Annotated in this window: 29 protein-coding genes; 14 read left to right on the forward strand and 15 right to left on the reverse strand. The window is 70.7% G+C overall.

Annotation, left to right across the window (positions count from 1 at the left end; genetic code table 11):
- Positions 1 to 20 precede the first annotated feature (20 nt).
- Positions 21 to 1247 carry an MFS transporter gene (locus tag O9K63_RS03210; protein ID WP_277240480.1) on the reverse strand — a complete coding sequence of 409 codons (1227 nt, stop codon included), beginning with the start codon at positions 1245 to 1247 and terminating at the stop codon, positions 21 to 23.
- Positions 1248 to 1378: 131 nt separating this feature from the next.
- Here O9K63_RS03210 and O9K63_RS03215 point away from each other — a divergent pair, with 131 nt between their 5' ends.
- The 3 genes from O9K63_RS03215 (at position 1379) to O9K63_RS03225 (ending at position 2570) form a co-directional block, all read left to right on the forward strand.
- The gene (locus O9K63_RS03215; RefSeq protein WP_277240482.1) at positions 1379 to 1687 is read left to right on the forward strand and encodes a putative quinol monooxygenase; all 309 of its coding nucleotides are present in this window, start codon (positions 1379 to 1381) and stop codon (positions 1685 to 1687) included.
- 218 nt (positions 1688 to 1905) lie between these two features.
- Positions 1906 to 2178, forward strand: a complete 273-nt coding sequence (locus O9K63_RS03220; RefSeq protein ID WP_277240484.1) for a type II toxin-antitoxin system VapB family antitoxin — start codon at positions 1906 to 1908, stop codon at positions 2176 to 2178.
- On the forward strand, positions 2175 to 2570 hold the full coding sequence (locus O9K63_RS03225; RefSeq protein ID WP_277240486.1) for a type II toxin-antitoxin system VapC family toxin: 396 nt from the start codon (positions 2175 to 2177) through the stop codon (positions 2568 to 2570). Before O9K63_RS03220 ends, O9K63_RS03225 begins: the two co-directional genes overlap by 4 nt.
- Before the next feature lie 7 nt (positions 2571 to 2577).
- Here the strand turns inward: O9K63_RS03225 and O9K63_RS03230 are convergent, their stop codons facing one another.
- Positions 2578 to 3393, reverse strand: a complete 816-nt coding sequence (locus O9K63_RS03230) for a class I SAM-dependent methyltransferase (protein WP_277240488.1) — start codon at positions 3391 to 3393, stop codon at positions 2578 to 2580.
- 143 nt (positions 3394 to 3536) lie between these two features.
- Here O9K63_RS03230 and O9K63_RS03235 point away from each other — a divergent pair, with 143 nt between their 5' ends.
- Positions 3537 to 5030, forward strand: a complete 1494-nt coding sequence (locus tag O9K63_RS03235) for a methyltransferase domain-containing protein (protein WP_277240489.1) — start codon at positions 3537 to 3539, stop codon at positions 5028 to 5030.
- On the opposite strand, the gene O9K63_RS03240 is transcribed toward O9K63_RS03235, so the two are convergent.
- From O9K63_RS03240 to O9K63_RS03270, 7 genes are all read right to left on the reverse strand, one after another.
- Complete coding sequence (locus O9K63_RS03240; RefSeq protein WP_277240490.1) at positions 4997 to 5683, reverse strand: RibD family protein; 687 nt, start codon at positions 5681 to 5683, stop codon at positions 4997 to 4999. The two genes, O9K63_RS03235 and O9K63_RS03240, sit on opposite strands and share 34 nt — an antisense overlap.
- A complete protein-coding gene (locus O9K63_RS03245) occupies positions 5680 to 6588 on the reverse strand; it encodes a lysylphosphatidylglycerol synthase transmembrane domain-containing protein (RefSeq protein ID WP_431190383.1) in 909 nt (302 codons plus the stop codon). The genes O9K63_RS03240 and O9K63_RS03245 overlap by 4 nt, the downstream gene beginning before the upstream one ends.
- A gap of 145 nt (positions 6589 to 6733) precedes the next feature.
- The gene (locus tag O9K63_RS03250) at positions 6734 to 7786 is read right to left on the reverse strand and encodes a glycosyltransferase family 4 protein (RefSeq protein WP_277240494.1); all 1053 of its coding nucleotides are present in this window, start codon (positions 7784 to 7786) and stop codon (positions 6734 to 6736) included.
- On the reverse strand, positions 7783 to 8190 hold the full coding sequence (locus O9K63_RS03255; RefSeq protein ID WP_346771036.1) for a 6-pyruvoyl trahydropterin synthase family protein: 408 nt from the start codon (positions 8188 to 8190) through the stop codon (positions 7783 to 7785). The genes O9K63_RS03250 and O9K63_RS03255 overlap by 4 nt, the downstream gene beginning before the upstream one ends.
- Entirely contained in the window at positions 8187 to 9185 is a 999-nt protein-coding gene (locus O9K63_RS03260) for a zinc-dependent alcohol dehydrogenase (protein ID WP_277240496.1), read from the reverse strand. Before O9K63_RS03260 ends, O9K63_RS03255 begins: the two co-directional genes overlap by 4 nt.
- A gap of 1636 nt (positions 9186 to 10821) precedes the next feature.
- On the reverse strand, positions 10822 to 11784 hold the full coding sequence (locus tag O9K63_RS03265) for an NAD(P)H-binding protein (RefSeq protein WP_277240497.1): 963 nt from the start codon (positions 11782 to 11784) through the stop codon (positions 10822 to 10824).
- Between the two features lie 118 nt (positions 11785 to 11902).
- Positions 11903 to 13240, reverse strand: a complete 1338-nt coding sequence (locus tag O9K63_RS03270; protein WP_277240499.1) for a cation:proton antiporter — start codon at positions 13238 to 13240, stop codon at positions 11903 to 11905.
- A 183-nt stretch (positions 13241 to 13423) separates the two neighbouring features.
- On the opposite strand from O9K63_RS03270, the gene O9K63_RS03275 reads away from it, so the two are divergent.
- The 10 genes from O9K63_RS03275 to O9K63_RS03320 are packed head-to-tail and all read left to right on the forward strand — an operon-like array spanning position 13424 to position 19171.
- On the forward strand, positions 13424 to 14350 hold the full coding sequence (locus tag O9K63_RS03275; protein ID WP_277240501.1) for a hypothetical protein: 927 nt from the start codon (positions 13424 to 13426) through the stop codon (positions 14348 to 14350).
- Between the two features lie 11 nt (positions 14351 to 14361).
- Positions 14362 to 15564, forward strand: a complete 1203-nt coding sequence (locus O9K63_RS03280; protein WP_277240503.1) for an SRPBCC family protein — start codon at positions 14362 to 14364, stop codon at positions 15562 to 15564.
- A 40-nt stretch (positions 15565 to 15604) separates the two neighbouring features.
- Entirely contained in the window at positions 15605 to 16033 is a 429-nt protein-coding gene (gene gvpJ / locus O9K63_RS03285) for a gas vesicle protein GvpJ (protein ID WP_277240505.1), read from the forward strand.
- Positions 16030 to 16773, forward strand: coding sequence for a GvpL/GvpF family gas vesicle protein (locus O9K63_RS03290; protein ID WP_277240507.1), 744 nt, complete (start codon positions 16030 to 16032; stop codon positions 16771 to 16773). The genes gvpJ (O9K63_RS03285) and O9K63_RS03290 overlap by 4 nt, the downstream gene beginning before the upstream one ends.
- Before the next feature lie 14 nt (positions 16774 to 16787).
- The gene (locus O9K63_RS03295; RefSeq protein ID WP_277240508.1) at positions 16788 to 17045 is read left to right on the forward strand and encodes a gas vesicle protein GvpG; all 258 of its coding nucleotides are present in this window, start codon (positions 16788 to 16790) and stop codon (positions 17043 to 17045) included.
- The gene (gene gvpO / locus O9K63_RS03300) at positions 17045 to 17509 is read left to right on the forward strand and encodes a gas vesicle protein (protein WP_277240510.1); all 465 of its coding nucleotides are present in this window, start codon (positions 17045 to 17047) and stop codon (positions 17507 to 17509) included. Before O9K63_RS03295 ends, gvpO begins: the two co-directional genes overlap by 1 nt.
- A complete protein-coding gene (gvpJ, locus tag O9K63_RS16780; protein WP_346771037.1) occupies positions 17502 to 17897 on the forward strand; it encodes a gas vesicle protein GvpJ in 396 nt (131 codons plus the stop codon). Before gvpO ends, gvpJ (O9K63_RS16780) begins: the two co-directional genes overlap by 8 nt.
- Positions 17890 to 18639 carry a GvpL/GvpF family gas vesicle protein gene (locus tag O9K63_RS03310; protein ID WP_277240512.1) on the forward strand — a complete coding sequence of 250 codons (750 nt, stop codon included), beginning with the start codon at positions 17890 to 17892 and terminating at the stop codon, positions 18637 to 18639. The genes gvpJ (O9K63_RS16780) and O9K63_RS03310 overlap by 8 nt, the downstream gene beginning before the upstream one ends.
- Positions 18636 to 18860: a gas vesicle protein gene (locus tag O9K63_RS03315; protein WP_277240513.1), complete on the forward strand. Its 225-nt coding sequence runs from the start codon at positions 18636 to 18638 to the stop codon at positions 18858 to 18860. Before O9K63_RS03310 ends, O9K63_RS03315 begins: the two co-directional genes overlap by 4 nt.
- The gene (locus O9K63_RS03320; RefSeq protein WP_277240515.1) at positions 18857 to 19171 is read left to right on the forward strand and encodes a gas vesicle protein K; all 315 of its coding nucleotides are present in this window, start codon (positions 18857 to 18859) and stop codon (positions 19169 to 19171) included. The genes O9K63_RS03315 and O9K63_RS03320 overlap by 4 nt, the downstream gene beginning before the upstream one ends.
- An 18-nt stretch (positions 19172 to 19189) precedes the next feature.
- On the opposite strand, the gene O9K63_RS03325 is transcribed toward O9K63_RS03320, so the two are convergent.
- From O9K63_RS03325 to O9K63_RS03350, 6 genes are all read right to left on the reverse strand, one after another.
- On the reverse strand, positions 19190 to 20359 hold the full coding sequence (locus O9K63_RS03325) for an MFS transporter (RefSeq protein ID WP_277240517.1): 1170 nt from the start codon (positions 20357 to 20359) through the stop codon (positions 19190 to 19192).
- 27 nt (positions 20360 to 20386) lie between these two features.
- Positions 20387 to 21163, reverse strand: coding sequence for an NAD-dependent epimerase/dehydratase family protein (locus tag O9K63_RS03330; protein ID WP_277240518.1), 777 nt, complete (start codon positions 21161 to 21163; stop codon positions 20387 to 20389).
- 110 nt (positions 21164 to 21273) lie between these two features.
- Positions 21274 to 22077, reverse strand: coding sequence for a nucleotidyl transferase AbiEii/AbiGii toxin family protein (locus tag O9K63_RS03335; protein ID WP_277240520.1), 804 nt, complete (start codon positions 22075 to 22077; stop codon positions 21274 to 21276).
- Positions 22074 to 22610 carry a hypothetical protein gene (locus O9K63_RS03340; RefSeq protein ID WP_277240522.1) on the reverse strand — a complete coding sequence of 179 codons (537 nt, stop codon included), beginning with the start codon at positions 22608 to 22610 and terminating at the stop codon, positions 22074 to 22076. Before O9K63_RS03340 ends, O9K63_RS03335 begins: the two co-directional genes overlap by 4 nt.
- Positions 22611 to 22774: 164 nt before the next feature.
- Positions 22775 to 23866, reverse strand: coding sequence for a DUF4236 domain-containing protein (locus O9K63_RS03345; RefSeq protein ID WP_277240524.1), 1092 nt, complete (start codon positions 23864 to 23866; stop codon positions 22775 to 22777).
- Between the two features lie 11 nt (positions 23867 to 23877).
- Positions 23878 to 24810, reverse strand: coding sequence for a LysR family transcriptional regulator (locus tag O9K63_RS03350; protein WP_277240526.1), 933 nt, complete (start codon positions 24808 to 24810; stop codon positions 23878 to 23880).
- Positions 24811 to 24824: the final 14 nt, after the last annotated feature.

Consider the following 24824-nt stretch of genomic DNA (forward strand, 5'->3'; position numbering starts at 1 on the left):
CGAGGGCGAGGCGCCACTCGTCAGACATGACGGTTGTCGCCTCGCCGCACCTGCACCAGCCGAGCGAATGCGCTGGCCGCGGCGAGCGCCGCGAGAACGAACATAGGAGCCGATGAGCCGATGGTGTCCTCGTAGGTGTTGAGGACGAAGGGCAGAGCGAAGCCCGTGTAGGTGACGACGTAGAAGATGCCGATGACCAGCCCCCGGGTGGAGCGGGGTGCGAGCCGGTCGACGTCGCGCAGGCCCTGCCCGAGACACAGGCCGTACGCGGCCCCGAAGGTGACCGAGCACAGGACGAAGGTCGCGATGCTCAGCTGCCCACCGGCCACACCCGAGATGACGAAGCCGGTGGCCGCCAGCGCCGCCCCGACGATCCCGAGCGGCCGCCAGCCGGCGAGCCGGCGTGTCCCGAGCTGGACGAGGATCCCAGTGCCCAGACCCAGGACGGCCGCCACCGCCGGCAGGAGCGGCCCGCCGTACTGACCCCCGATCCGCTCGGTCAGCACGAGCATGGCGACGGTGACGCAGGAGAAGACCCACAGCGCCATGGGCAGAGCGGCGGCGAGAGCGGTGCCGATGCGCCGTTCCTCGACGAAGGGGGCGGGGCTGCCGTCGCGAGTCGGATGGGGTCGCGTGGCAGTCGCCACGTGACTGGCGCGGTCCGGGACCAGGCAGAGCAGCGCCGAGAGTCCGGTGAGGAGCACGGGGACGGTGAAGGCCACGACCAGTCCGATCCGGCCGGGGGTGAACTGGGCGATCAGGCCGGAGGCCAGTGGGCCGGCCGCGAACCCGGTGGTGAGCACGACCCCTGCCCGCATGGCTCCCTTCGCCGAGTCCTGGTCCGCCGCCCACGCGGTCCCCGCACTCGCCACCAGGCCGACACCCACGCCGACGACGAGCCTGCCGATCAGCACCCCGGTCAGCGTCGGCCAGAGCAGCATCACCACGTTGCCCGCGCCGCACAGGACCAGCCCCGTCAGCACGACCGGCCGTCGACCCCGACGGTCCGACAGGCCGCCGCCGAGCAGCAGACCCGGAAGCAGACCGATGGCGTAGAGGCCGAACGCCGCATCCAGACCCGGCTTGGAGATGTGCGCGACCTCCGCGAGCACGGGCAGGAGGGCGGCGAAGTGGTTCGTCGACCACCCCGCGGCCAGCAGCGCAGCGAGCGTGATCCAGATCGATCGACGGCGGCCGGATGATGGTGTGGCGACAGGGCGCGTTTGCGCGGAGCTGCCCTGTCTCATGAACCCTCCCGGACGGCCACGGTCGTCCGTGGCCCGAGGCGAGCCTAAGCACGCCCGATCGGGCGCGCAATGCATTGGGACACGGGGAGGGTAAGGGCTGACTTGAGGTGGGATTCACCTATGGTGTGGACATGATCAACGTCATCGCCCGTATCTCCGTCAAGCCCGAGTCCACCGACGACTTCGAGGCAGCCGTCGCGGCAGCTCGTGCCCCCTTCCTCGCGGATGCCGGCTGCCTGCGTTACGACCTCCAGCGCGTCGTGAAGAGCGACGGGGACTACGTCCTCCTGGAGAGCTACGACTCGCAGGAGGCTCTGCGCAGGCACAGCTCGATGGACGAATTCGCTGCGTTTGGCGAGGCGATCAAGACCCTCGTGCAGGGTCCGCCCGAGATCACCCTGCTCTCACCCGTGGGCGATCAGGTGGACTTGGCGGTCTGAACTTCCCCTGAGCCGGTGGTCCGGGCAGGGGTGGGGTCAATCCCATCGATCCCAGCCCTGTGCCACGGCTCGTGTGCAGCGGGCGTCGCCCTGCTGCGCAGGTGATGATCGACGTCATGTCACTGTCGCGACAGGCAGCCAGTTTCGTGATACGTCATCTGCGGGCTGACGGGCACGACGGTACCGAGGTGTAGCGTTGACGGTGTGGAGGTGTAGTCATGGCGATGAACATCAAGAACGAGCGGGTTCATGAATTGGCCCGTGAGGCTGCTCGACGTGCCGGTACCACCCAGACGAGTGTGTTGGAGGCGGCCTTGGAGCAGTATCTCGAGGTGCTGCGCGCCGAGGACGGCACGTCGGGTACGGCGGCGAAGTTGGTGCGAGCTCGCGACATCGTCCACCGGATGCGTTCGGACATGACCGATGAGCAGCGTTCGGGGATCCGCCATGATCTGGAGGCGTTGTACGACGAAGACGGCCTCCCCGCATGATCATCGACACCTCGGCCCTTGTCGCCATCATCACCGGCGAGCCCGAGGCCGACCGCCTGCTGACAGCCATCGCAGAGGCGGAGTCCGCGCGTATGTCCGCTGCTACCTACGTCGAGTGCGCCATCGTCATCGACCGGCGGTCGAGCCCGGCCACGCGACGCCGCTTCGACCAACTCCTGACCACGCTGGAGATTGGGATCGCCGATCTGACGGCGGATCAGGCTCAAATCGCCCGTGAGGCGCACCGTGACTTCGGCAGGGGGAGCGAAGGCCGAGCCCGCCTCAACCTGGGTGACTGCTACTCATATGCATTGGCCGTCGCGAGTGACGATGAGCTGCTCTTCCAGGGAGACGACTTCTCTGCAACGGACATCGTGGCGGCGAGGTACTGACTGAGGGTTATGGCAGGGCAAGGAGGTCGCGGTGGTGGACCGCTGCTGTGAGTTGACCTGCCTCGATCTGTCGGATGTGCCGAGTTCGGTACTCGGAGGTCTCGGCGCGGAGTGAGTGTTCCTGCTCGCAAGCAGCGTCGACCCAGCCCTCGATCCACGACGTGAGCAGTTCTGTGTCTCGCGCGTCGAGTTGCCATGGGCTTGAGGCGAGCCGGACCGTGTGGTCAGTGCGCTGAAACTCTGAGGCGGCTGCCCCCACGGCGTCGGGTCCGAGGAGTTGGCCGTGCCCAGTGGCGCGCCTCTGGTGCGCGTTGAACGCCTCAGTCAGACGCCCATCGAGAGGGTGCGCCGGCGTCAGCTCCACGTGACCGACAACGCTGAGCGTGATCAACGCCGGACACTCGGCGGCGGCGATGCTCGCGACCATGCGCTCGATCTCCTCGCCGGTCATCATGTCGAGGAGCGCTGATGCAGTGACAAGGGAGGCGCTGTCGAGGTCATCGGCCCGCAGATGGGTGATGTCGCGCAGGCGTCTCTCGGTGGTGACTGGGTGGCCGTCGAGCGACGTCGGTGGGGGAGCGACGGCGGCGCGGGAGAGGAGCTCTTCGTCGCGTTCGTAGCCGACCCAGTGCTGCAGGCCGGGTAGTTGGGGAGCGAGCCAGCGGGCCATGGAGCTTGTGCCGCAGCCGAGGTCGTGGATGATCATTCCGTCGCGCGGCAGGTGTGGGCGGAGGGTTTCGACGAGGTCCTTCGAGCGTGCTGCTGCGTCGGCTGGTTCGCGGAGGGCGAGCCAGTCGGCGTCGGCGCGGGCTACGTCGGGCATGTCTTCAGTCTTCCCGTTCCGGACTCTGGTTTCGAGGCTCGTCGCAGAGCTCCTCGCACCTCAACCGGCTGGGAGTGGTTTCGAGGCTTCGTCGCAGAGCTCCTTGCACCTCAACCACCGGATGGTCTCCATAGACTCGACAGATGACTGTCCGAGTGGTGCCGCTGCTGCAGGCGGTGCTGCTGCTCGGGATCGGCTTTGCCACTGGATGGGGTGTGACCGGGTGGGTCGTGGCCCTCGCTGGGGCCATCATCCTGGACGGATTCGCCGTCATCTGGATGCGGCGCTACCAAGCGAAAGCACTCGCGCCTGCCGACATGGTGACCATCGGCAGGGCCACGCTGACCTGTGCAATCGCAGGGCTCGTGCTCGAGTCACTCACTCTTGGCGAGCTGCTCGACACCTCGCCGTGGACGGCCACCCTCACCGTCCTCGCTGCGGTCTCGCTCTCTCTCGACCTCGTCGATGGATGGGTGGCGCGGTGGACCGGGCGGGTGACTCCCTTCGGCGCGCGGTTCGACGGTGAGGCCGACGCCGCGCTCATGCTCGTCCTCAGCGTCTGGGTCGCGCCAGTGCTCGGGTGGTGGGTGCTCGCGATCGGGCTGGCGCGCTACGCCTTCGCGGTCGCCGGTTGGGTGCTGCCGTGGATGCGCGCGCAGCTGCCGCCGCGGCACTGGCGCAAGGTCGTCACCGCCGTCACGAGCACGATCCTCGTCGTCGCCACCGCTGGAGTAGTTCCGTCGCTCGCCATGGTCATCGCACTGCTGGCCGGACTCGCCCTGATCGCTGAGTCCTTCGGTCGGGACGTCTGGTGGCTGTGGCGTCACCGGCATGACCCCGAGGACCCGCTCCAGGAGGCCCGGCGCGCTGCCTACGGGGCGGGGGAGTTCGTCGACCAGCAGGGATTCATGCGAGCCAGCGCAGTCCTTGAGCTCGCCTCCGCGGCGGACATCCGCACGGACACGCGAGTGCTCGACCTTTGTTGCGGCAGAGGCGGACCCGGCCGCCTGGTGGCTCAGGAGTTCGGGTGCGACCTGCTCGGTATCGACGCGGATGCTGTCGCCGTCGCCGCCGCTCGGGACCACGTCGGCGACTGGGCTTGCCGCTACGAGATCGGCCGGGTCCCACCAGTCCCGCGTGGGCCCTTCGACGTGATCCTGCTTCTCGAGACGATGCTCGCCTTCCGCGACAAGGAAATCCTGCTGCGCGAAGTCCACGCCGCGCTGGCATCCGGTGGCCGCTTCGCCTTCACCGTCGAGGAGGGGCAGCCCCTCGACGAGCACGAACGCGACGCCATGCCCGCCGCCGACACCGTCTGGCCGCTCCCATTGGACCGGCTCCACGAGCTGCTCGAGCGGACCGGCTTCGAGGTGACCTGGCAGCAGGACCGCACAGACGCCCACCTCGACGTCGTCGACTCCCTCCTGACCGAGTTCGAGTCGAACGAGTCGGCGATCGCCGCACAGGTCGGTCCGGATGAGCTCGAGGGCCTGCTGACTTCGCATCGCCTCTGGAGCGAGTGGCTGCACACGGGGAGGGTCCGCAAGTTCGCGCTCGTTGCGGTCGCTCAGCCGGCCCCTCGAGGTGCGGGCGCTCGCACACCTCAGGACAGCGGACAGCGGTCCGACAACGCGTAGCGCAGCAGCACCACGTCACCGATGGCACGCGTTTCGACCAGGTGCGCGGGCGAGTCCCGGCGCCACGGGAAGTGCCCGTCGTCGACGAACCGCCGCGCCCGCGAGTCGCCGATGAGGAAGGGCGCGATCACCAGGTGCATCTCGTCGGCCAGCCCCTCTGCGAGGAACTGCGTCAGCACGGTGCCGCCACCCTCGACGAGCATGCGCTCGACGCCCCGCTCGGCGAGGTCGTGGCACACCCACGGCATGAGCACCGGATGGCCGCCATCCACCACCGTCGCCGCCGAGCCGAGCCGGTCGCAGGCGTCGTCGAACCCGTAGTGCCCGCAGTAGACGAGCTTGTCGACATCGCCCTGGGTGAAGAAGTTGGCACTGGGGTCGAAGTCGGCGTCATCGCTCACCGTCACCTTGGTCGGTGATGCCGTGCGCCCGCCCGCGATCCGCTCCTGCACTCGCTGCTCGCTGCGCACGAGCAGCCGCGGGTTGTCCTTGCGCAGGGTGCAGGCCCCGACGAGGATCGCGTCGCTCTCCGCGCGGACCTGGTCGACCCGGTCGAGGTCCGCGTCGTTGGAGAGCATCAGCCGCTTCGGTGAGGCGTCGTCGAGGTAGCCGTCGAGGGAGACGGCGCAGCTGAGGGTGGTGTAGGGCCTCATCGTGGGGTGACCTCGCTTCGAGGCTCGCGCCCTAGCGGGAGCTCGCACCTCAGCGACCGTAAGCGGGGTTGGCGTAGCCGGGGCGTCACGAGCAGCAAGGCGCCCGGGAGGGCGGCCACCAGCGCGAGGACTCCGTAGAGCACCGCGACGCTCACGCCGGCGGCCGCGCCGAGACCGGCCGCCTCGAAGGCCCACGCGGCCACCCCTTCCCGCGGACCCCAGCCGGCGAGGCTCGCCGGGATCGCGGCGCCGAGCAGCACGATCAGCGCCAGAGCCAGAGCCACGCCTCGACCCGCGGACACCTCCATCCCCGCCGCAAACATCGCCACGAGGAAGACGGTCACATGCCCGAGCACGGCCACCCCCGAGGTGAGCACGATGCCCACCGGCGCTCCCGGCACGCGCAGGATCCGACGCAGGTCGTCAAGCAGCACCCCGCTGACCCGCACGAGCGCGAAGCCGAGCCCCACGACCACCACCCCGACGACAGCGATCACCACCAGCGCGTGCACCGGCGAGGGCAGCACGAGCAGCAGCACTACGGTCAGCACCACCTGGACCACCTGCCCGAGGATGCGCTCCCAGACCACGGAGCGGACCCCCCTTCCCATCCGGTGCACGTCGTGGCCGTGGCGCACGGCGCGGTGGACGTCACCGAGGACGCCGCCGGGCAGGACGGAGTTGAGGAACTGGGAGCGGTAGTACGCGGCGACGGCGGCGGGCAGGCCGATCCGCACACCCAGACCGGTCGCGACCGTACTCCACCGCCAAGCCGCGCACACCGTCGTCAGCACGGTGATCGCGAGCGCGGCCAGCAGGGCCCACCACGTGACTTCGGTCAGTGCGGTGACGAAGGGGGCTGCGCCCACCTGCCACAGCAGCACCGCGAGGATCGCCGCGCCGATGGTGGGGCGGAGCCAGGTTGCGTAGTGGGTCCGGGTGCCGTGACGGGCCCAAGTCCCTTCGAGGCGCCCACGCGGAGCGTGGGACCCGGCGCCCGGGGGGCGCTCACACCTCAGGGACCGTGCGGGCCTCGGGGAGCGTGGGGGATCAGGGGGTGCGCGGCCCATCCGCCACCTCACTCAGCACCTGCGCCACGCGGGTGACCGTCTCCCGCCACGGCGTCAGCTCCCTCCGGCGCACCCGGGCCACGTCCCGCAGCCGCTGCCGGGTCCCGGCGTCGCCGAGCCAGCGGCGCAGCGCTCCGGCGAGGGCGTGGGCGTCACCGGGAGGGACGACGACCCCGGGGCGGTGGCCGTCCCCGTCGCGTCCGAGCGCCTGCGGCACCCCGCCGACGCCGCAGGCGAGGACGGGCACTCCGTGGGCGAGGGCCTCGGTGACGACCATCCCGTAGGTGTCCACGCGGGTGGGGTGGACGAGCAGGTCCGCGTGCACGTACTGCTCCTCGAGGTCGGGGAGGGGCCCGGTGAAGGTGATCCGGTCGGTCAGGCCCAGCTCCTCGACGCGATCACGCAGCGCGCTCGCCAGATCCGGGTCCCGGTCGAGCGGACCGACGCAGGTGCACTGCCACGGCAGGTCGGCGATGTCGGCCAGGGCGTCGAGGAGGACGTCGTGGCCCTTGGCCCGGGAGACCGGCCCGACGCACAGCAACCGTCCGCCGCTGTGGCTGCCCACGGTGCGCTCGGCGGGGCGGGCGCCCGGCTCGGCCACGTGCACCCGCTCGGCCGGCAGGGCGTGCCGCTCGACCAGCTCGTCCCGGGTCCACGCGCTCGTGGTCACGACCCCGCGCGCGGACAGCAGCGCCACCCGCTCGGCCGGGGCGTCGTCCTCCGCGGCGACCATGTGTGCGAGCACGACGAGGCGCACCCGCTCGCTCGCCGTGGCCGTCTGCGTCGGGGCGCCGACCGCGACCAGCCCGTCGACGAGCACCAGCGAGTCGTCGGTGATGCCCGCGAGCATCGTCGCCAGCCGCGCCCGCGACTCCGGGTCGGGGTGGGGCCACGAGCCGGGCACCGGGTGCTCGCGCACGGTCCAGCCGAGGTCGGTCAGGCCGGTGCACACCTCGCGGTCGTAGGCGTTGCCCCCGCTGGGGTGGAGCGGGTCGTCGATGTCGCCCGGCAGGACGACGTGCACGGTCCTCACAGCACGACCTCGCAGCTCGCGGAGGCGATGTGCGACTCGTGCAGGGTGACCGTGATCCGGCTCAGGTGGTCGCCCGGCCCGAGCTGACCGGAGGCCACCCGCCGGGCGAGCTGCTCGGCGACGACGAAGGCCAGCGCCTCGGTCGTCGTGTTGCGCCCGGCGAAGTCCGGCTCCTCGTCGAGGTTGCGGTAGTTCAGCCCGGCGAGCACGTCCTTCAGCTCCTCCGCCGCCCGGCCGAGGTCGACGACGATCCCGTCCGCCGTCAGCGTCCCGCTGTGGAAGGTCGCGTCCACGACGTACGTCGCCCCGTGCAGCCGCTGCGCGGGTCCGAAGACCTCACCGCCCAGGCTGTGCGCGATCATCATGTGGTCGCGCACCGTCGCGGAGAACTTCGCGTGCTTCACGTTCCCTCCTCGTGCTCGTAGGTGACGACGTGGCAGATGGCCGGGAGCCGCCCTTCGCACACGTCGGCCATGACCTGCGGCAGGTCGGCGAAGGGGGTCGCCCCCGTCAGCAGCACGTCGAACGCCGGGTCCCGCAACAGATCCAAGGCCAAGACCTTGCGGTCGCCCATGGAGCGGCTCCCGCGCCGGACGTTGGCGACCGTACCGACCTGGCTGGAGCGGATCCGCAGCCGCCCCGAGTGGTACGCGCCGCCGAGATCCAGCGCGACACCGTGCGTGCCGTACCAGCTGAGGTCGAGCACGGTCCCCTCCGCGCGCAGCAGGTCCAGCGAGGTCTGCAGGCCGGCCGAGGACGCACTGGTGTGGACGACGAGGTCCTGGCCGCCCTTCGCCTCCTCGGGTCGGGCGAAGCCGACCCCCAGTGCCTCCGCCACCGGCGCCCGGGCGGCGTCCACGTCGACGAGGGTCACCTCGACGCCGGCGAAGCGTGCGAGCAGCCGCGCGGCACAGCAGCCGACCATCCCGCCGCCCACGACGCTGACCCGGTCGCCGATGAGCGGCGGGACGTCCCACAGGCCGTTGACCGCGGTCTCGACGGCACCGGTGAGCACCGCCCGCTGCGGGGGCACGTCGTCGGGGACGGGCACGACCGCGTCGGCCGGGACGACGTAACGGTCCTGGTGCGGGTGCAGGCTGAAGACGACCGTGTCGACCAGGTGCTCCGGCCCCTCCTCGACGACGCCGACCGCGAGGTAGCCGTACTTGACCGGGCCGGGAAAGTCGCCCTGCTGCAACGGTGCCCGCATCACCTCGTACTGGTCCGGCGGGACCTCCCCGCGGAAGACGAGGGCCTCGGTGCCGCGGCTGATCCCCGAGCAGAGCGCCCGCACGAGCACCTCGTCGGGACCGGGGTCGGGGAGCGGCTCGGAGCGGATCTCGCCGCGGCCGGGCTCGAGGACCCAGTAGGCGCGCGCGTCGTGGGCCCGGGCACTCACGGTCGGCCACCTCCTCCAGCGACGGCGCTGCCGCTGACCTCCCTATCGTAGGACGACGGAGGCACCATGTTTCGGGACAGATCGGTTCAGGTCAGAGCGACGGTGTGGAGCGTGCTGGCCAGTGCCCTGGTCTGGGGTGCGCTGGTCCTGCCGTCGTCGCTGGCGTCGCTGTCCTGGGCCTCGCTCGTGCGCCTTCCGCTCGGTGCGCTCGTGGTGCTGGCGGTACTGCTCGTGGTGCCGGACGCGGCCCGGCGTGCGGTGGCGCTCGTCCTCGGAGGACTGCTCGCGCTGGTCGTCGTCGTCAAGTCCCTGGACATCGGCTTCTCCGCGGTGATGGACCGGCGCTTCCACGTGCTCCACGACCTCGCGAACCTCGAGCGCGGCTACGCGGTGCTCGCCGACTGGGTGGGGCGCGGCTGGGCGGTCGTCGCCGTGGCGGTGCTCGTGCTGGTGACCGCGCTCGTCGTCGTGCTCCTCGTACCGGCCGTGCTGCGGCTGTCGCGGGTGGTCACTGCCCACCGCACACCGTCGCTCGCGGCGCTGCTCGTCAGCGCCCTCGTGTGGAGCGCCGGCGCGCTCACGGGGGTTCAGGTGGCCGGCGCACCGGTCGCGTCGACGGCCACCGCCGGGCTGGTGCGCGAGCACGTCGCCGGGGGCTACGCGGATTATCGCGACCCGTCGGTCTTCGGCGCGGCGATCGCCACCGACCCGTGGGCGGGCCGGTCCGGGCTGCTCGACGGGCTGGCGGGCAGGGACGTGCTGATCGTCTTCGTCGAGAGCTACGGCGCGGCGGCGTTGACCGACCCCGAGCTGGCGAAGGGGGTCACCCCCGTCCTCGCGACCGGCGAGCAGTCCTTGGCCGAGGTGGGTGTCGAGGCGCGGAGCGGGTGGCTGACGTCGCCGACCTTCGGCGCCGGGTCGTGGCTGTCGCACGCCACGCTGCAGTCGGGGCTGTGGGTGGACGACGACCGGCGGCACGAGCAGCTGCTGCAGGCGCAGCGGCTCACGCTGACCCGGGCGTTCTCCCAGGCGGGGTGGCGCACCGGCGTCGTCCAACCGGCGGTGGAGGAGGCGTGGCCGGAGGGGAAGGAGTTCTACGGGTTCGACCAGCTGCACGCCGCCGAGGACCTGGGCTACCGGGGGCCGGCGCTGGGGTGGGGGGACGTGCCGGACCAGTACACGCTCTCGTGGCTCCACCGGGAGGTGCTGTCGGCCGGGGGAGCGCCGGTGATGGCGCAGGTCGAGCTCGTCACCAGCCACAACCCGTGGCCGGGCCCACCCCCCTTCGTGCCGTGGGACGAGGTGGGCGACGGGTCGGTCCACTCGTGCATGCCGGGGTGCGCGGACGACGGCGCCGATGACGTGCGCTCGCGGTACGCGGCGTCGATCGGGTACTCGCTGGAGTCGGTGGTCTCCTTCGCCGCGGAGCACCCCGACCTCGTCGTGCTGCTCGTGGGTGACCACCAGCCGTGGCGCCACGTCACGGGGGAGGACCCGAGCCACGACGTGCCGGTCTCGCTCATCGCTGCCGATCCGGCTGTGCTGGACCGGATCTCGCAGTGGCGGTGGACACCCGGGCTGGTGCCGGGGGAGCAGTCACCGGTGTGGCGGATGGACGCCTTCCGGGACCACTTCCTCACGGCGTTCTCGACTCGTCCTCCTGGCCCAGCGCCCGGCGCAGCCCATCGCCGATCGGCAGGTAGTCGTAGTCGGGCTCCAGCAGCACGTCACGGATGTCGTAGTCCACGCACACCATGTCGTGGCGCAGGCTCTCGATGAGGTTGTTGACCTCGGTGCGCGGCATCCCGGCGATGATCGCGCTGGACTCACCCACGACGTCCGGGGGCAGGCCGGGCACGCTGACCTGGACGCGCAGCAGGCCGGCGACCCGCGCGAAGAGCTGCAGCAGCTCGAAGTAGGTCAGGACGTCCTCGCCGCCGACGTCGAAGGCCCGGTTGATCGTCTCGGGGGAGGCCACCGCGCGCTGCACGATGCGCGTGACGTCCTCGATCGCGATCGGCTGGATCAGGCTGCGCATCCACGACGGGACCGGGGTGAAGACCGGCAACCGCTCGCTGAGCCTGCGCAGCAGCTCGTAGGAGGTGGAGCCGGCACCGATGATCATCGAGGCCCGCAGCACGACCGTCGGGACCGCGGACTCCAAGAAGATCTGCTCCACCTCGTGCCGGGAGCGCAGGTGCGGGGACAGCTCGCCGTCGGGGACGAGGCCCGACAGGTAGACGATCCGGTCCACCCCGGCCCGCTCGCACGCCGCGGCGACCCGGGTCGCGGCCTCGCGGTCCCGGCGCTCGAAGTCCGTGGAGGCCATGGAGTGGATCAGGTAGATGACGACGTCGACGCCCTCGACGGCGCGCTCGATCAGGTCCTCGTCCGCGACGTCGAACTCGCGGGTCTCGACGTCACCGTGCCAGGCGAAGGCGCCGGTGCCCGAGCGGCTGGCCGCGAGGACGGTGTGTCCCGCGTCGAGGAGCGGCGGTACGAGGTGGGACCCGACGTAGCCGGTCGCACCCGTGACCAGCACGCGCCGCGCGGGGCCCGGGTCGACGTCGTCGGCTCCCCGCCCTGGAGATGAGGACATGACTGCACACTAGGGCGCGCCGGGGCACGATGCGGCGGAACTGCTCCCGGATGCGGCGAACGGGCACCATCCGGGGACGCGCATCCCGGTGTGACGGTGTCGTGGGGCAGTGGCCTTCTTACCGAGCCGGCCGACCATGCGCAGCGGGCTGCGACGTGCGACGGTGCAGCCAGCCGCTGAAGGGAGCCGCCGTGAGCCCGTGGACGAGCACGGAGGCGGTGATGGCCAGGCTGGCGTAGACGAAGATCTCCCGGTTCCCGGTGTGGCGCTCGGCCAGCGTGGCGTAGAACAGCGCCGAGACGCCGACGGGCGCGAACCAGCTCAGGAAGGCCGTCTCGCTGCGGTCGTGGACGTCCCTCAGCAGTGGCCGCAGGGACCACACGGTCGCCAACCGGCGCACGATGATCACGCCCGCGATCACGACGGGGGCGACCCACCCCAGTGCGCCCCACTCGTCCACGGGCAGGGCGGTGCCGAGCAGGAGGAAGACAGGCAGGAGGAACAGCCGGGCGATGGCGTCATGGATCTTGTCCTCCTCGGCCTCCTCGCGCTGCGGGATGACCTGCCCGAAGACCGCCACGCCGATGAAGACCACCAGGAGGCCGTCGGTGCCGATCAGCTTCCCGGCACCCAGGAGCAGCAGCGACAGAGGCACGATGAAGGCCAGGTAGGAGCTCTCCTCCATCCACCCCCGCTGCTGCACCAGGACGAAGACCCTGCCCAGCAGGTACCCCGCCACGACCCCCAGCGCCACGGCGCCGAGCACCTCGACCAGCAGGACCCGGGTGAGCAGGTCGTGCCACGCCCGTCCGGGGGTGGTCATCAGCAGCACCGGCAGCATGACGAAGAGGTACGCCAGCCCGTCGTTGATGCCGCTCTCGGCGGAGAGGTTGTGGCGCACCCGCTCGGGCACCTTCTCGACGGCGAGGGAGCCGGTGACGATGGGCGTGGTGACGACGGGATCCGTCGGAGTGACCACCGCCCCGAGCAGCAGGGCCAGGAGGAACGAGACACCCAGACCCCACCACAGCGCCGCGGTGGCGACGAGCAACATCATCGCCATGCCGGCACCGATGATGAGCACGAGCCAGCGCACGTTGGCACGCCAGTAGCCGTGCGGCAGGCGCAGGGCGACACCGGCCAGTCCCACGGCCAGGGTGATCCGGGCGACCTGCTCCAGCAGCCCGGAGGTCGAGACCCCGAGCGCATGGGGGTCCAGCAGGCCCAGGGCGTGCGGTCCGACCAGCAGGCCGAAGACCAGACACAGCAGCGGACCCGGCAGGCTGGCCCGCTGCAGCACGGTCGAGAACGCCGCGAAGACCAGCAGCGCCCCGGCAAATAGCGTCAGCACCAGGTTGACGTCCACAGCGATCCACGTCTCCTTCTCGTCGCATCTCTCGCCCACGGGTCCGTGGCCGACGATCACGTCGTGGTCACCGTAGGCGATGGAGTCCATCGAACCGCACCGCCGGGTGCGAGGCGAGCGAGGGTGCCACACCCTCCCCGCCGCGGAGGGCGCTGACCCGGAAGTTTGCGCGGCCGCTGGACCACCCGGATTGCCCCACGCGGTTTGCCCATGAGACGCGTTGGGTATGGCAGGTTGGGTCACAACATTGCAACGGAATTCGGGAGGCATCGAATGGGTGCTGAAGCGCGAATCATCGCCGGAGTAGCCGCCGGCTATCTGCTCGGTCGCGGGAAGAAGATGAAGCTGGCCTTCAGCCTGGCCAGCATGCTGATCGGCAAGCAGGTGAGCACGGACCCCAAGGAGGTGGCCAAGCAGCTGGCTGAGCTGGCCGACACCAACCCGAGGCTCGCCGAGCTGAAGGGCGAGATCACCGGTGAGCTGCTCCAGGCCGCCCAGGCCGCAGCCACCGCGATCCTCACCCAGCGGATGAACACCCTCTCGGACACGCTCAAGGAGCGCTCGGACTCCCTGCGCGGCCTGGCCGAGGAGGCCGAGGACATCAAGGGCGAGCTCGTGGAGGAGGACGAAGGGGGCGAGTCCGAGGACTCTGCCGACGCGGAGTCGGCGGGGGAGGAGTCTGCCGAGGACGAGTCCGCCGAGCCCCGGGACGAGGAGCCGTCCGAGGAGGAGGGCCAGCAGGAGTCTGAGGAGCAGGAGCCCCAGGACGAGTCCGAGGAGGAGGCCCCGGCCGAGGAGGAGTCCTCCGACGAGGAGTCCTCCTCCTCGCAACAGTCGTCCGAGGAGGAGGCGCCTCCCCGCAAGCGGCGGACGCAGCGCAGCTCCGAGCGCGGTGGCGGGGGGTCCTCGGCCACGAAGTCGGCCGCCAAGAAGCAGGCGCCGGCCAAGAAGGCCAGCAGCAAGCAGGCGTCCTCGAAGAAGACCGCCAGCAAGCAGGCGCCGGCCAAGAAGAGCAGCAGCAAGCAGGCGTCCTCGAAGAAGACCGCCAGCAAGCAGGCGCCGGCCAAGAAGAGCGCGTCGAAGTCTGCTCCGGCGAAGAAGACCGCCAGCAAGCAGACATCGGCGAAGAAGAGCGCTCCCAGCAAGAAGACCGCCTCGTCCGGCAACGGGCGCCGCCGGTCGTCGACGAAGAAGTCCTGAAGGGAGCAACGATGAGCGCACGCGACAACGCAGGCAAGGTCCTCAAGGGCATCGGCAGCGAGCTGCCGCTGGACCGGTTGAAGGACGAGGCGAGGAACGCCCTCGGTGCTGCCGGGGACAAGGCGATCTCGTCGGCGGGGGACAAGGTCAAGCAGGCGACCGGCTCCCTCAACGACATCACCGAGGGTGGCGGTGTCGTCGGCCGGGCGACCAAAGAGGGCGCCGAGGCGGCTGCCAAGGGTGACTCGCCCGTCAAGGGCGCTCTCGCCGGTGGTGCGAAGGAGGTCAAGGACAAGGTCGTCTCCATCTTCACCGGTGGTGACAAGGACCCCTCGCACTCGGTCAACATCATCGAGTCGGTCGAGGTGGGCGTGCCGCTGAGCGTCGCCTACAACCAGTGGACGCTCTTCCACGAGCAGGCCGACTACATGCGCAAGGTCAAGAACGTCGACACGCCCGAGGACAACCAGGTCAAGTACACGGCCAAGATCTTCCTGTCGAAGCGCACCTGGACCGGCACGATCATCGAGCAGGTCCCGGACCAGCACATCGTCTGGCGCTCCGAGGGGGAGAAGGGCCACGTCGACGGGACGATCAGCTTCCACGAGCTGGCTCCGCGCCTGACGAAGGTGATCGTCGTCCTCGAGTACTACCCCGGAGGCTTCTTCGAGAAGACCGCCAACCTCTGGCGCGCCCAGGGCCGCCGGGCCCGCTCGGACCTGCGCCACTACGCCCGCCACGTCCAGACCCGCAGCATCCTGCAGGACGCCGACGAGATCGAGGGCTGGCGCGGCGAGATCCGCGACGAGGAGGTCGTCGCGGACCACGACGAGGTCGTGGAGGAGGAGCAGCAGCAGCGCGACGAAGGGAGCGAGGCACCTCCCGAGGACGAGTACTCCGACGACGAGGTGGCCGAGGACGAGGCACCTGAGGAAGACTACGAGGACGAGGGGGAGTACCCCGAGGACGAGTACGCCGAGGAGGAGCCCGCCGAGGAGGAGGGCGAGTACGCCGAGGAGGAGCCCGCCGAGGAGGAGGGCGAGTACGCCGAGGAGGAGCCCGCCGAGGAGGAGGGCGAGTACGCCGAGGAGGAGGGCGAGTACGCCGAGGAGGAGCCCGCCGACGAGGAGGGCGAGTACGCCGAGGAGGAGTACGACGTCGAGCCCGTCGAGGACGAGCCCGAGGAAGAGCTGGACGAGGAGCGCGAGCGCTGAGCTCGCGCGGCCATAGATTCGCCCGACGAAAGGACACACCATGACCGTGACATCCGGCCGCTCCGGCGGCGGTTACCTGTCCCGACCCGAACCGAGCGGCCTGGCGGACGTCATCGAGATCATCCTGGACAAGGGACTGGTCATCGATGCGTACGTGCGCGTCTCCCTGATCGGCATCGAGGTGCTGACCATCGATGCGCGCATCGTCATCGCCTCGGTCGACACCTACCTGCGCTTCGCGGAGGCGACCAACCGACTCGACCTGGAGGCGAAGTCCAAGGACCTGCAGGACCTGGTCGGTGGCTCCATGGAGAGCGGCGCCAAGGGCAAGACGAAGGGTGCCCTGGAGGGTGCCAAGGACGCCGTCTTCGGCGACGACGACGATGACGACGACGAGCAGTCGCGTCCCCGTCGTTCCAGCAGCTCCTCCAGCCGTCCCCGCAAGCAGGCGGCGCGATCCAGTCGGTGACCGTGGAGACCACGCGGGGCTTCTACGCGTACGGCATCGTCCCCTCGAGTCGGACCGACCTGCCGGAGACGGGCATGGGCTTCGACGAGCCGCATCTTGCGGCCGTCGGGCCCGTGGCCGTCGTCGGGGAGTGGGTCGACCTGCAGGCGAACCTCGCGAAGAAGCGACACCTCACCGCGCACACCGACCTGCTCAACCGCTTGGCGCAGAATGGCCCGGTCCTGCCCCTGCAGTTCGGCTCGATCCTGGCGGACGACGGCCAGGCCGTCGTCGACCTGTTCGGTGCGGACCCTGGCTGGTACGCCGACCGGCTGGCCGAGCTGGAGGGCCTGAGTCAGTACGTCCTGCGGGCTCAGTACGACCTCGACGAGACGCTCGCGCAGCTGGTAGACTCCGACCCGGAGATCGCCCACCTGCGTGAGCGCACGCGGGGACGGCCCGAGGAGGAGCGCCACGACGAGCGCGTGCGCCTCGGCGAGCTGGTCTCGCAGGCGATGGAGGCCCGGCGCGGGCGGGACGCGGAGTGGGTGCGGTCCCGCATCGAGCCCTACGTCGCGGCGGTGGCCCCCCGCGACGTCGGTGGTCTCGACGGGCTGGCGGAGCTGGCGCTCGCGCTGAGCACCGACCAGCTGGCGGACTTCGAGGCGGCAGCCGAGGAGCTCGCCGAGCAGGCCCACCCGTGGGCCCGCGTGAGCCTCGTCGGACCGATGGCGATGTACGACTTCGTCCCGACCGACTGAGCGGCTGAGCGTCCGTGGGCCTGATCAAGGAGGTGCTCCTGCTGCCGGCCGCCCCCCTTCGCGGGACGGTGTGGGTGGCCGAGCGCGTGCTGGAGAAGGCCGAGGAGGACTACTACAACCCCGGGTTGATCCGCCGCGAGATCGAGCAGGTGGACCAGCTGCGGCGTACGGGGGAGATCAGCGATGAGGCCGCCGAGGAGTGGGAGGATGCGCTCATCGAGCGACTCATCGAGAGCAGGCGCCGACCCGGCGCCCGAGGAGGAGGACACTGATGGCCGACCAGAGCGAGGCAGCCGCCCAGGAGGACACCGACAGCACGACGTCGGAGGACTCGACCACCCCGGCCAAGAAGTCGACCGCCAAGAAGACGACGGCGAAGAAGTCGGCACCGAAGAAGCGCGCCGTCTCCACGAAGAAGTCGACCTCGGACGACAGCGACTCGCGCTCGTCCTCGGGTCGTGGCTCGCGGCTGAACGCCGTGAAGATCGCCCGCTCCGCCAAGGAGCAGCTCGCCGAGCTGCTGAACAAGGAGAGCGAGACCGTCATCGGCGTGCAGCGCACCGACGACGGCTGGGAGGTCGACCTCGAGGTCGTCGAGACCCGTCGCATCCCGGACACCACCGACGTGCTGGCGATCTACCGCGTAGAGCTCGACGACGACGGTGAGATCGAGGGCTACGAGCGCCTGGAGCGCTACATCCGTGGCAAGACCGAGGGCGGCGGTACGCGTGGCTGAGGACCAGTCCCCGGACCGGGAGCAGCCCGCGGGGCCTCCCGCACCACCGCCGGCCTTCCAGGGCGCGATGCAGCGTCAGATGGAGCCGCGCAACGCCAACCTCGCCGACATCCTCGAGCGGGTGCTGGACAAGGGCATCGTCATCGCCGGCGACATCTCGGTCTCGCTCGTCGACGTCGAGCTGCTGACGATCCGCATCCGGCTGCTCGTCGCCTCGGTGGACAAGGCCAAGGAGATGGGCATCGACTGGTGGGAGAACGACCCGATGCTCAGCTCCCGGGCCCGTCGCCAGGAGATCGACGCGGGCCGGGAGCGCTCGGACTCGCTGGAGCAGGAGAACGCTGAGCTGCGCCGTCGTCTCGAGCAGCTGGAGGCCGACCGTGGCTGATGGTCTCTACGCGTACGCCCTCACCCGGGCGGACGTCGCGGACCGGGTCGCCACCACCGGGATCCACGGCGCCCCGGTCACGACCGTCACCCACGAGGGCCTCGCCGCACTCGTCTCCACGGTCGACCTCGATGAGTTCGGTGAGGACGGCCTGCGCCAGCACCTCGAGGACCTGGACTGGGTGCGCGACGTCGCCTTCGCCCACGACGACGTCGTGCGCGAGGTGGCCCAGCTCGGTCCCGTCGCACCGATGCGGCTGGCCACCGTCTTCTTCGGAGCCGACTCGGTGGTCGAGCGACTGGCCGGCATGGCGGCAGAGCTGACGGAGGTCCTCGACCGCGTCGACGGCCGCAGCGAGTGGAGCGTCAAGGCCTTCAGCCAGCGGGAGGACCCCGCACAGGGGAGCGAGGAGAAGCCGCTCTCCGGACGGGACTACCTCGCCCGCCGCAAGCAGCAGGCCCAGGCCAGGGAGACCGCGTCCGAGCGGCACGTCGACGCGGTGGAGGCACTGCACGGCGAGCTGGCCCAGCTCGCCCTCGCCGGACGGCACCTCAGCGCCCAGGACCGGCAGCTCGGGGGGTACACCGGCGAGATGATCATGAATGCCGCCTACCTCGTGGGCGACGAGGACGCCGAGCGCTTCCGCGGGCTCGTCGAGGAGCGTCCGGCCCCTGCCGGGCTGCGCTTCACCGTCGAGGGCCCGTGGCCCCCGTACTCCTTCGCCGTGCTGGAGCAGGGATGAGCCTGCCCGCCGACGATCGTCGCCCCGGGGAGGTGCACCAGCGGTCCCAGGCCGCCCTGGCGCCCGTGGCGCTGGTCGACCTGCTCGACCGGCTGCTCGGCCAGGGAGTCGTCCTGTCCGGTGACCTCGTGATCTCCCTCGCGGGGGTCGACCTCGTGGAGGTGCACCTGCACGCCCTCATCACCTCCGTGCGCAGCGAGATGAGCAGGGACGGCGCATGAGCGACCCAGAGGGCGACCCACCCGGGCAGGGGCAGGCGTACTCCCTTCCCCGGCGGATGGAGACCGACGCCGACTCCGTCGAGCGCGACCTGATCAAGCTCGTGCTGACCATCGTCGAGCTCGTGCGCCAGCTGATGGAGAAGCAGGCCCTGCGACGCGTCGACGAGGGTGACCTCAGCGACGACCAGGTCGAGGAGCTGGGCACCGCCCTGATGCGCCTCGAGGAGGCGATGACCGACCTGCAGGAGCGCTTCGACCTCACCGCCGAGGACCTCAACCTCGACCTCGGACCGCTGGGCACCATCCTCTGACGGGCCGGCGCCCGGCACTCAGGTGACGGGTCGACGAGCTGGTCGGTGCAGCAGGGTGAGCGGAAGCGTCAGAAGCGCGAAGGCCGCGGTGACGAGCAGCGCGACGGAGAAGTCGTACCGCACGGCAATCGCGCCCACGGTGACCGAACCGACGGCGGTGCCCAGATCGAAGCCGACGTTCCAGATCGAGCTGGCCAGCCCGATGTGCCGGCGGGTGACCGCGGCGAAGGAGATGACGAGGGTGAGGTTCTGCAGGGCGCCGTAGGCGCTGCCGAGCAGGACGGCCCCGAGCAGGAGGGTCGGGACGGACTGCACGTGCACGGCCCAGGCGATCGCGCTGACCCCGACCACGGTCAGGACGACGAAGGGGGCGACGAACCGCTCCGCGCCGTACCGGTCCGCGACGCCGCCGATCCACCAGCGCAGGATCGCGGCCATCAGCTCCAGGAGGGCCAGCGCCGGGATGACGACGGCCGGGTCGCGCACCATCTGGGGACCGAAGGTGAGCACCGCCCCGCCGGCGATGGTCACGCCGACGAGCAGCACCATCGGACGCAGGAGCGTCAGGGCCACGCGCGGCGTGCTGGGCACGCCGGAGGCGCCAGCCACCTCCGCATGGCCGGGGGAGGCGTCGAGTGCCCGGCCGAGGGCCAGGGCCGCCGGCACCCCGAGCAGCGGTAGTGCGCCGACGGCGAAGACGAGCGTGAAGCCGACCGTCTCGGCGACCCATGAGCCCAGAGGCAGCAGGACGACCTGGGGCCCGGCGATGGACAGGCCGTAGGCGCCGACGGCCTTGCCGCGCGTGCTCGGGTCGGAGAGCTCGGCGACGGCCGCGCTCCCGGTGACGGTGAGGATGCCGAAGCCGACGCCGCGCACGGCCGAGAGCCCGAGGATGGCTGCCAACGAGTCAGTGGCGATGAGGCCGAGTGACGGCGCGCCGAGCAGGACGAGACCGGCGGCGAGCGTCGACCCCCAGCCGAAGCGTCCCAGCATCGCCGGGACGGTGAACTGCGTGAGGACCGTGACGAGGAGCAGGACCCCGTTGACGAGGCCGGCACCCCCTTCGTCCGCACCGCCGTGCACGGCCCAGAGGGGGGCGACCGGCATGAGGACCGCGAAGCCGCTGAACCCGAGGAAGGTCGCCCACAGCAGCGAGGGCATCCCCCTCGCGGTCCACACACTGCTCACCGGGTGGAGTCTCTCACCTGCTCGTCATCAGGAGCCCTCGGGCCAGCTGTCGTCGACCGGCGCGCCGCCCTCGACGACGGGCTCGTCCTCGGGCGCGAAGTCGGACCAGGAGTCGCGCGGCCGGTAGCCGAGATCGAGGTTGGTGTTGGTCATCGACCAGCGGCGGTTGGGGTTGTCGGAGATCGCGTAGTAGATGCCGAAGTCGACCTCGGCCTCGATGGCGCACCGCACCACCTCGGCGGAGTCGTGCTCACTGAGCCACATCGCGTGCAGGACATCGGCGTCGACGAGCGTCGGGTCGCCCGAGACCCACCCGATGCGCAGCGCGATGAAGGACACCCCGTACTCGTCGTGGTAGTAGCGACCGAGGACCTCGCCGAAGACCTTCGAGACCCCGTAGAGCGAGTCCGCACGCGGTGGGGTGTCGGGGTAGACCGGCCACTCCTCGTGGCGGTCGTACATCCCCATCGCGTGGTTCGAGGACGCGAAGACCACCCGCCGGACGCCGGCATCACGCGCCGCCTCGAGGACGTTGCGGGTGCCGATGATGTTCGCGCCGAGCACCGCGTCCCAGGACGACTCGGGGGAGGCGGCGCCGGCGAGGTGGACCACCGTGTCGATGCCGTCCATCAGGCCGCGCACCGCGTCGTAGTCGGCGAGGTCGGCCCCGAGGACCACCGGGTCCGCATCCGGCGCGGCGGTCAGGTCGTGACCGGTGATGTCGTACTCGCCCTTGAGGCGCTGCGTGAGGACCGAGCCCACGCCGCCTGCCGAACCGGTGATGAGGATGCGTCGCTTGGTCATGTCTCCTACTGTGCTCCGCTCGGGGGTTCCGGTGGAAGGGGGTCGGTCCGGGACGGGGCGCCGTCGCCGTCACCTCCGGCAAGCTTCGGTGATGACGATCTGGGCCCGAGTCATGCAGGAGTGGAACTGGCAAGAATATCGAGGGTCAATTGCGCCTGAGCCCGATGGTCCTCGGGCAGTGCCTGCCACGCGGCATGCGACGTGCTGAGTTGAGATGCCAAGTTGGCGATACGGCGACGGTCTGACCCAGTGAACTCGGCCAGCTCGGTGAAGGGATCGTCGATGCATGCGAGTAGTGCCGCCGCGTCGAACAGGTGACGTTCGCGGTCGCGGGAGTCACTCGTGAAGGCGGCGGACTTCAGGATGAGTGCCGCAAACGCACGCGGCACCGAGATGGTCGCTTTCTCGCCGGCCGTGATCTCCAAACGAGTGTTGAGCGTACGACGCAGGGCTTGGGTGCCGCCCTCGATGCGGACCGTCTCGTATCCACGAAGTTTCTCGATCACTCGCGGTGCTGGGTGGTCAGCGATCAGGACGTCCACCTGCTGCTCCGGTGCTCCGGCGACGAGGTCGACGGCGGTGCTGCCCCGTACAAAGCGATGGGCGGTGTGATTGCGCTCATCGATGCTGGTCTGAAAGTGGTAGCCCAGCGACTCCAGGGCGGCGGCCACCATGTTCGGGACACCACGGAGCGTCTCAATGTGCAGGACGATGTCGACATCGTTGGTCGGACGCACCATTCCCAGACCGTGATGGATCGTGTGGAGTTGGGCCATCAGGCCGCCGACCAGCGTCCAACTTCCAACCGGGAGCGAGGCGGCCAGTTCGGCGACGCTGGGCCACGGGGTTGGCCAGCCACCGGGCGGCGCGGCAACGTCTATCAGGGGGCGCTCCGGATCCCCGTTTCCCGTCATCGGTATGCCTTCAGGAGCTTGTGTAGGGCGCGGTTGCCGATGCCCCGCATTCGCGGATCGGTGCTCGTCGCCGCATCCAGTGCTGCGGTGACCGGAGTGGTGACCAACTCCCGGGCGCGTGCGAAATCGAAGCTCGTGACCCGCAGGGTGACTGCGCCACCCGGATCGGCCCGGAGGCCGAGCATGACCACGACTCTGTCCAGATCGCCAGCAGCGAGATAGCCATCGACGCTGCCATCGATCGCCTCAGTGATGCCGAGCGAGCTGGTGTTGCTGACCACGATCAGATCACGCAGCCGCGGGAGCGCTGCGCGGTGCGCCTCGAACGTGCAGACCCGGGCGCGATCACGCATCCGGGGGACTAGATCGTCGACGTCGCTGATCGCCCGTAGGCTCTGACGAAGACGGGACCTCTGGGTCGCTCCCAACCAGTCGGCGTCGCGGCCAGCCAGCAGGGCGACTGCTCCCCAAGCGGTGTGCTCGGCCCATGCGCGGGTACGGCCCCGGTGCTGGGAATGGAGATAGCGGTCCACGGAGTCACGGTCGATCAGCCCTCGGGCGATCCGGGAGACGGCGCCCGACTCTGCCAGGCGGCGGGCATGGCGAGTTGATACGCCGACGGCGCGCGCCGTCTCATCGAGGGTGAGGAAATCTCCACCGGCCACAACAGATAATGTCCTATAGCGGCTGTAATCTGTCAATACTCGTCTTCGTCGACGAGGTCGATGACCCTGACGGCGGCGGCGATGTCGGGGTGGTCGTCGGTGTCCAGGGCCTGGATCTCACGCGCGACGCCCTTCTGCTCCAGGACGTACTCGGTGGAGGCATCCGTGACAACCTGCATCGCGTCGGCCTCCTCCCAGCGGACGCTCTCGAGCGTCTCCCGGGTGAACCTAGCCGCCATGAGCGCCTCGGGCTCCCGCTCCCCGTACGCGTCGGCAGCGGTGCGGCGGACGGCGACGACGCTCGCCTCCCGGATCGACGGGGCCGTGGCGAGGACCTCCTTGGCCGTGACGACGACGTACCCGGCGACCATGAGGGAGTAGAGGGCGTTCCACTGGGTCCTCGACGCCGTGCGCAGCGAGAGGTTGCCCGCGGCCGTGGTGCCGGGGATCCGCTCGGGCAGCGCCTCGGCATCGGGCACCCGGACGACCACCGAGGCGACGTCCGCCTCGACGCCCACCGGCGCGGACTCGGCGTCGTTGTCCTCGAGCGCACGCGCGAGGGCCGCGAGGACGGCGTCGTGGTCGTTGTCCAGCAGCCGGCGCCACCAGGCGTCCAGGACCTGCTGGTCCTGCTCCTGCTGGACGTCCGCCGACCGCACCAGTGCCGCGTGCTCGGCGATCGCGGTCGCCCGGGCGCGCTTGCGGGCCGTCCGGCGCTTGCGGACGGCGAAGAGCCAGTGCTCGGAGGCGGCCGCCTTCTCCCGGCGCCTGATCAGCTCGGTCAGGGACAGCACGTCCCACCGCTCGGCCTCGGGTCGCTCGGCCGGAGGGAAGTGCGGTCGGTGCAGCTCGAGCACGGCATCGATGGCCCGGGTGATCAGCTCGGCCTGCTCGGCCTTGGTCGCCGCCGCGAGGGACCGGCTGCGCTGCCCGGTCGAGCCGCGCCGACGCGACCGTGACCCGCCGAGGCCGTGGTAGTAGCTGACCGGCCCCGCACCGGTCGAGACCCCGGGTCCACCCGCGCCGACGTGCACGCGCGCAGCCCGCGGCCCGAGGCTGGTGCGAACCCCACGGCCGGTCAGGCGGACTCGGACCCCGGGCGCGACCCTGAAGTAGAAACCCATGCGCCCGAAGCCTAGTCAGCCCCGCCCACCCCGGGTCGCTCGACACGACGACTGGCGACGGCGTCGAGGGCCCCGAGGGCGGTGGCGACAGCCGGTTGCCTGCGGCCGCCCCGTCGCACGGCGGTCAGGAGGTGGCGTGCCGGAGCCGGCTCGCCCCGCAGGGGCACGCGCACGGTCCGCTCCGCAGCGGGGATGCGGGCGAGTCGTGGGATCAGGGCGACACCCAGTCCGGCGCTCACGAGGGCGGCGCCGGTGTCCCACTCGGAGGTCTCGTGGGCCGCTGACGGAGTGAATCCGGCTGCGGCGCAGGCCGCCAGGACCAGCCGGTGGTGGGGCCGGCCGGGGCGATCGAGGATCCACGGCTCCTGTGCGGCGTCGCGCAGCAGGACGGAGGGCCTGGCGGCGAAGGGGTGGTCTGCCGGGACGAGCAGGTCCAGCGGATCGTCTAGGAGGGCCTGCTGGTCGAAGCGGGTATCGGTGCTCGCCGGGATCGTCGCGGTCGCGACGACCACGGCCAGGTCCGCCTGCTGTGCCAGCAGCAGGTCGAAGCACTCCTCGGGATCGGCCTCGATGATCCGCACGCTGCACCTCGGGTGGATTGCGCGCACCTGCGCCGCGACGGAGGGCAGCAGCGCGGACGCCGCGGTGGCGAAACCGCACAGCCGCAGCGACCTGACCTGGTCGGGGTCGGTCCGCGCCAGGTCGGCGCGGACCTCCTCCCAGAGCGCGAAGAGGTCGTCGGCGTGCTCCAGCAGGATCCGGGCCGGCTCGGTCAGTCGGACACCGCGCCCGTCCTGCTCCAGCAAGGGCACACCGAGCTCGGCGGACAGCGAGCGCAGCTGGTGCGAGACCGCGGACGGCGAGAAGCCGAGTGCCTGGGCGGCGGCGGTCACGGTGCCGTGCGAGGCGACGACGCGCAGCACGTTGAGACGGCGATCGATCATGCAACGATCTTGCA

Origin of the sequence: Janibacter cremeus (assembly GCF_029395675.1) — a bacterium.
GTDB lineage: Bacteria > Actinomycetota > Actinomycetes > Actinomycetales > Dermatophilaceae > Janibacter > Janibacter cremeus_A.

Coding starts and splice junctions, on each gene's coding strand:
- O9K63_RS03275 (WP_277240501.1), top strand. CDS start 13,424: ATGGGTGCTGAAGCGCGAATCATCGCCGGAGTAGCCGCCGGCTATCTG.
- O9K63_RS03270 (WP_277240499.1), bottom strand. CDS start 13,240: ATGGACTCCATCGCCTACGGTGACCACGACGTGATCGTCGGCCACGGA.
- O9K63_RS03220 (WP_277240484.1), top strand. CDS start 1,906: ATGGCGATGAACATCAAGAACGAGCGGGTTCATGAATTGGCCCGTGAG.
- O9K63_RS03230 (WP_277240488.1), bottom strand. CDS start 3,393: ATGCCCGACGTAGCCCGCGCCGACGCCGACTGGCTCGCCCTCCGCGAA.
- O9K63_RS03235 (WP_277240489.1), top strand. CDS start 3,537: ATGACTGTCCGAGTGGTGCCGCTGCTGCAGGCGGTGCTGCTGCTCGGG.
- O9K63_RS03335 (WP_277240520.1), bottom strand. CDS start 22,077: ATGACGGGAAACGGGGATCCGGAGCGCCCCCTGATAGACGTTGCCGCG.
- O9K63_RS03240 (WP_277240490.1), bottom strand. CDS start 5,683: ATGAGGCCCTACACCACCCTCAGCTGCGCCGTCTCCCTCGACGGCTAC.
- O9K63_RS03265 (WP_277240497.1), bottom strand. CDS start 11,784: ATGTCCTCATCTCCAGGGCGGGGAGCCGACGACGTCGACCCGGGCCCC.
- O9K63_RS03350 (WP_277240526.1), bottom strand. CDS start 24,810: ATGATCGATCGCCGTCTCAACGTGCTGCGCGTCGTCGCCTCGCACGGC.
- O9K63_RS03315 (WP_277240513.1), top strand. CDS start 18,636: ATGAGCCTGCCCGCCGACGATCGTCGCCCCGGGGAGGTGCACCAGCGG.
- O9K63_RS03345 (WP_277240524.1), bottom strand. CDS start 23,866: ATGGGTTTCTACTTCAGGGTCGCGCCCGGGGTCCGAGTCCGCCTGACC.
- gvpO (WP_277240510.1), top strand. CDS start 17,045: ATGGCCGACCAGAGCGAGGCAGCCGCCCAGGAGGACACCGACAGCACG.
- gvpJ (WP_277240505.1), top strand. CDS start 15,605: ATGACCGTGACATCCGGCCGCTCCGGCGGCGGTTACCTGTCCCGACCC.
- O9K63_RS03210 (WP_277240480.1), bottom strand. CDS start 1,247: ATGAGACAGGGCAGCTCCGCGCAAACGCGCCCTGTCGCCACACCATCA.
- O9K63_RS03330 (WP_277240518.1), bottom strand. CDS start 21,163: ATGACCAAGCGACGCATCCTCATCACCGGTTCGGCAGGCGGCGTGGGC.
- O9K63_RS03215 (WP_277240482.1), top strand. CDS start 1,379: ATGATCAACGTCATCGCCCGTATCTCCGTCAAGCCCGAGTCCACCGAC.
- O9K63_RS03320 (WP_277240515.1), top strand. CDS start 18,857: ATGAGCGACCCAGAGGGCGACCCACCCGGGCAGGGGCAGGCGTACTCC.
- O9K63_RS03280 (WP_277240503.1), top strand. CDS start 14,362: ATGAGCGCACGCGACAACGCAGGCAAGGTCCTCAAGGGCATCGGCAGC.
- O9K63_RS03225 (WP_277240486.1), top strand. CDS start 2,175: ATGATCATCGACACCTCGGCCCTTGTCGCCATCATCACCGGCGAGCCC.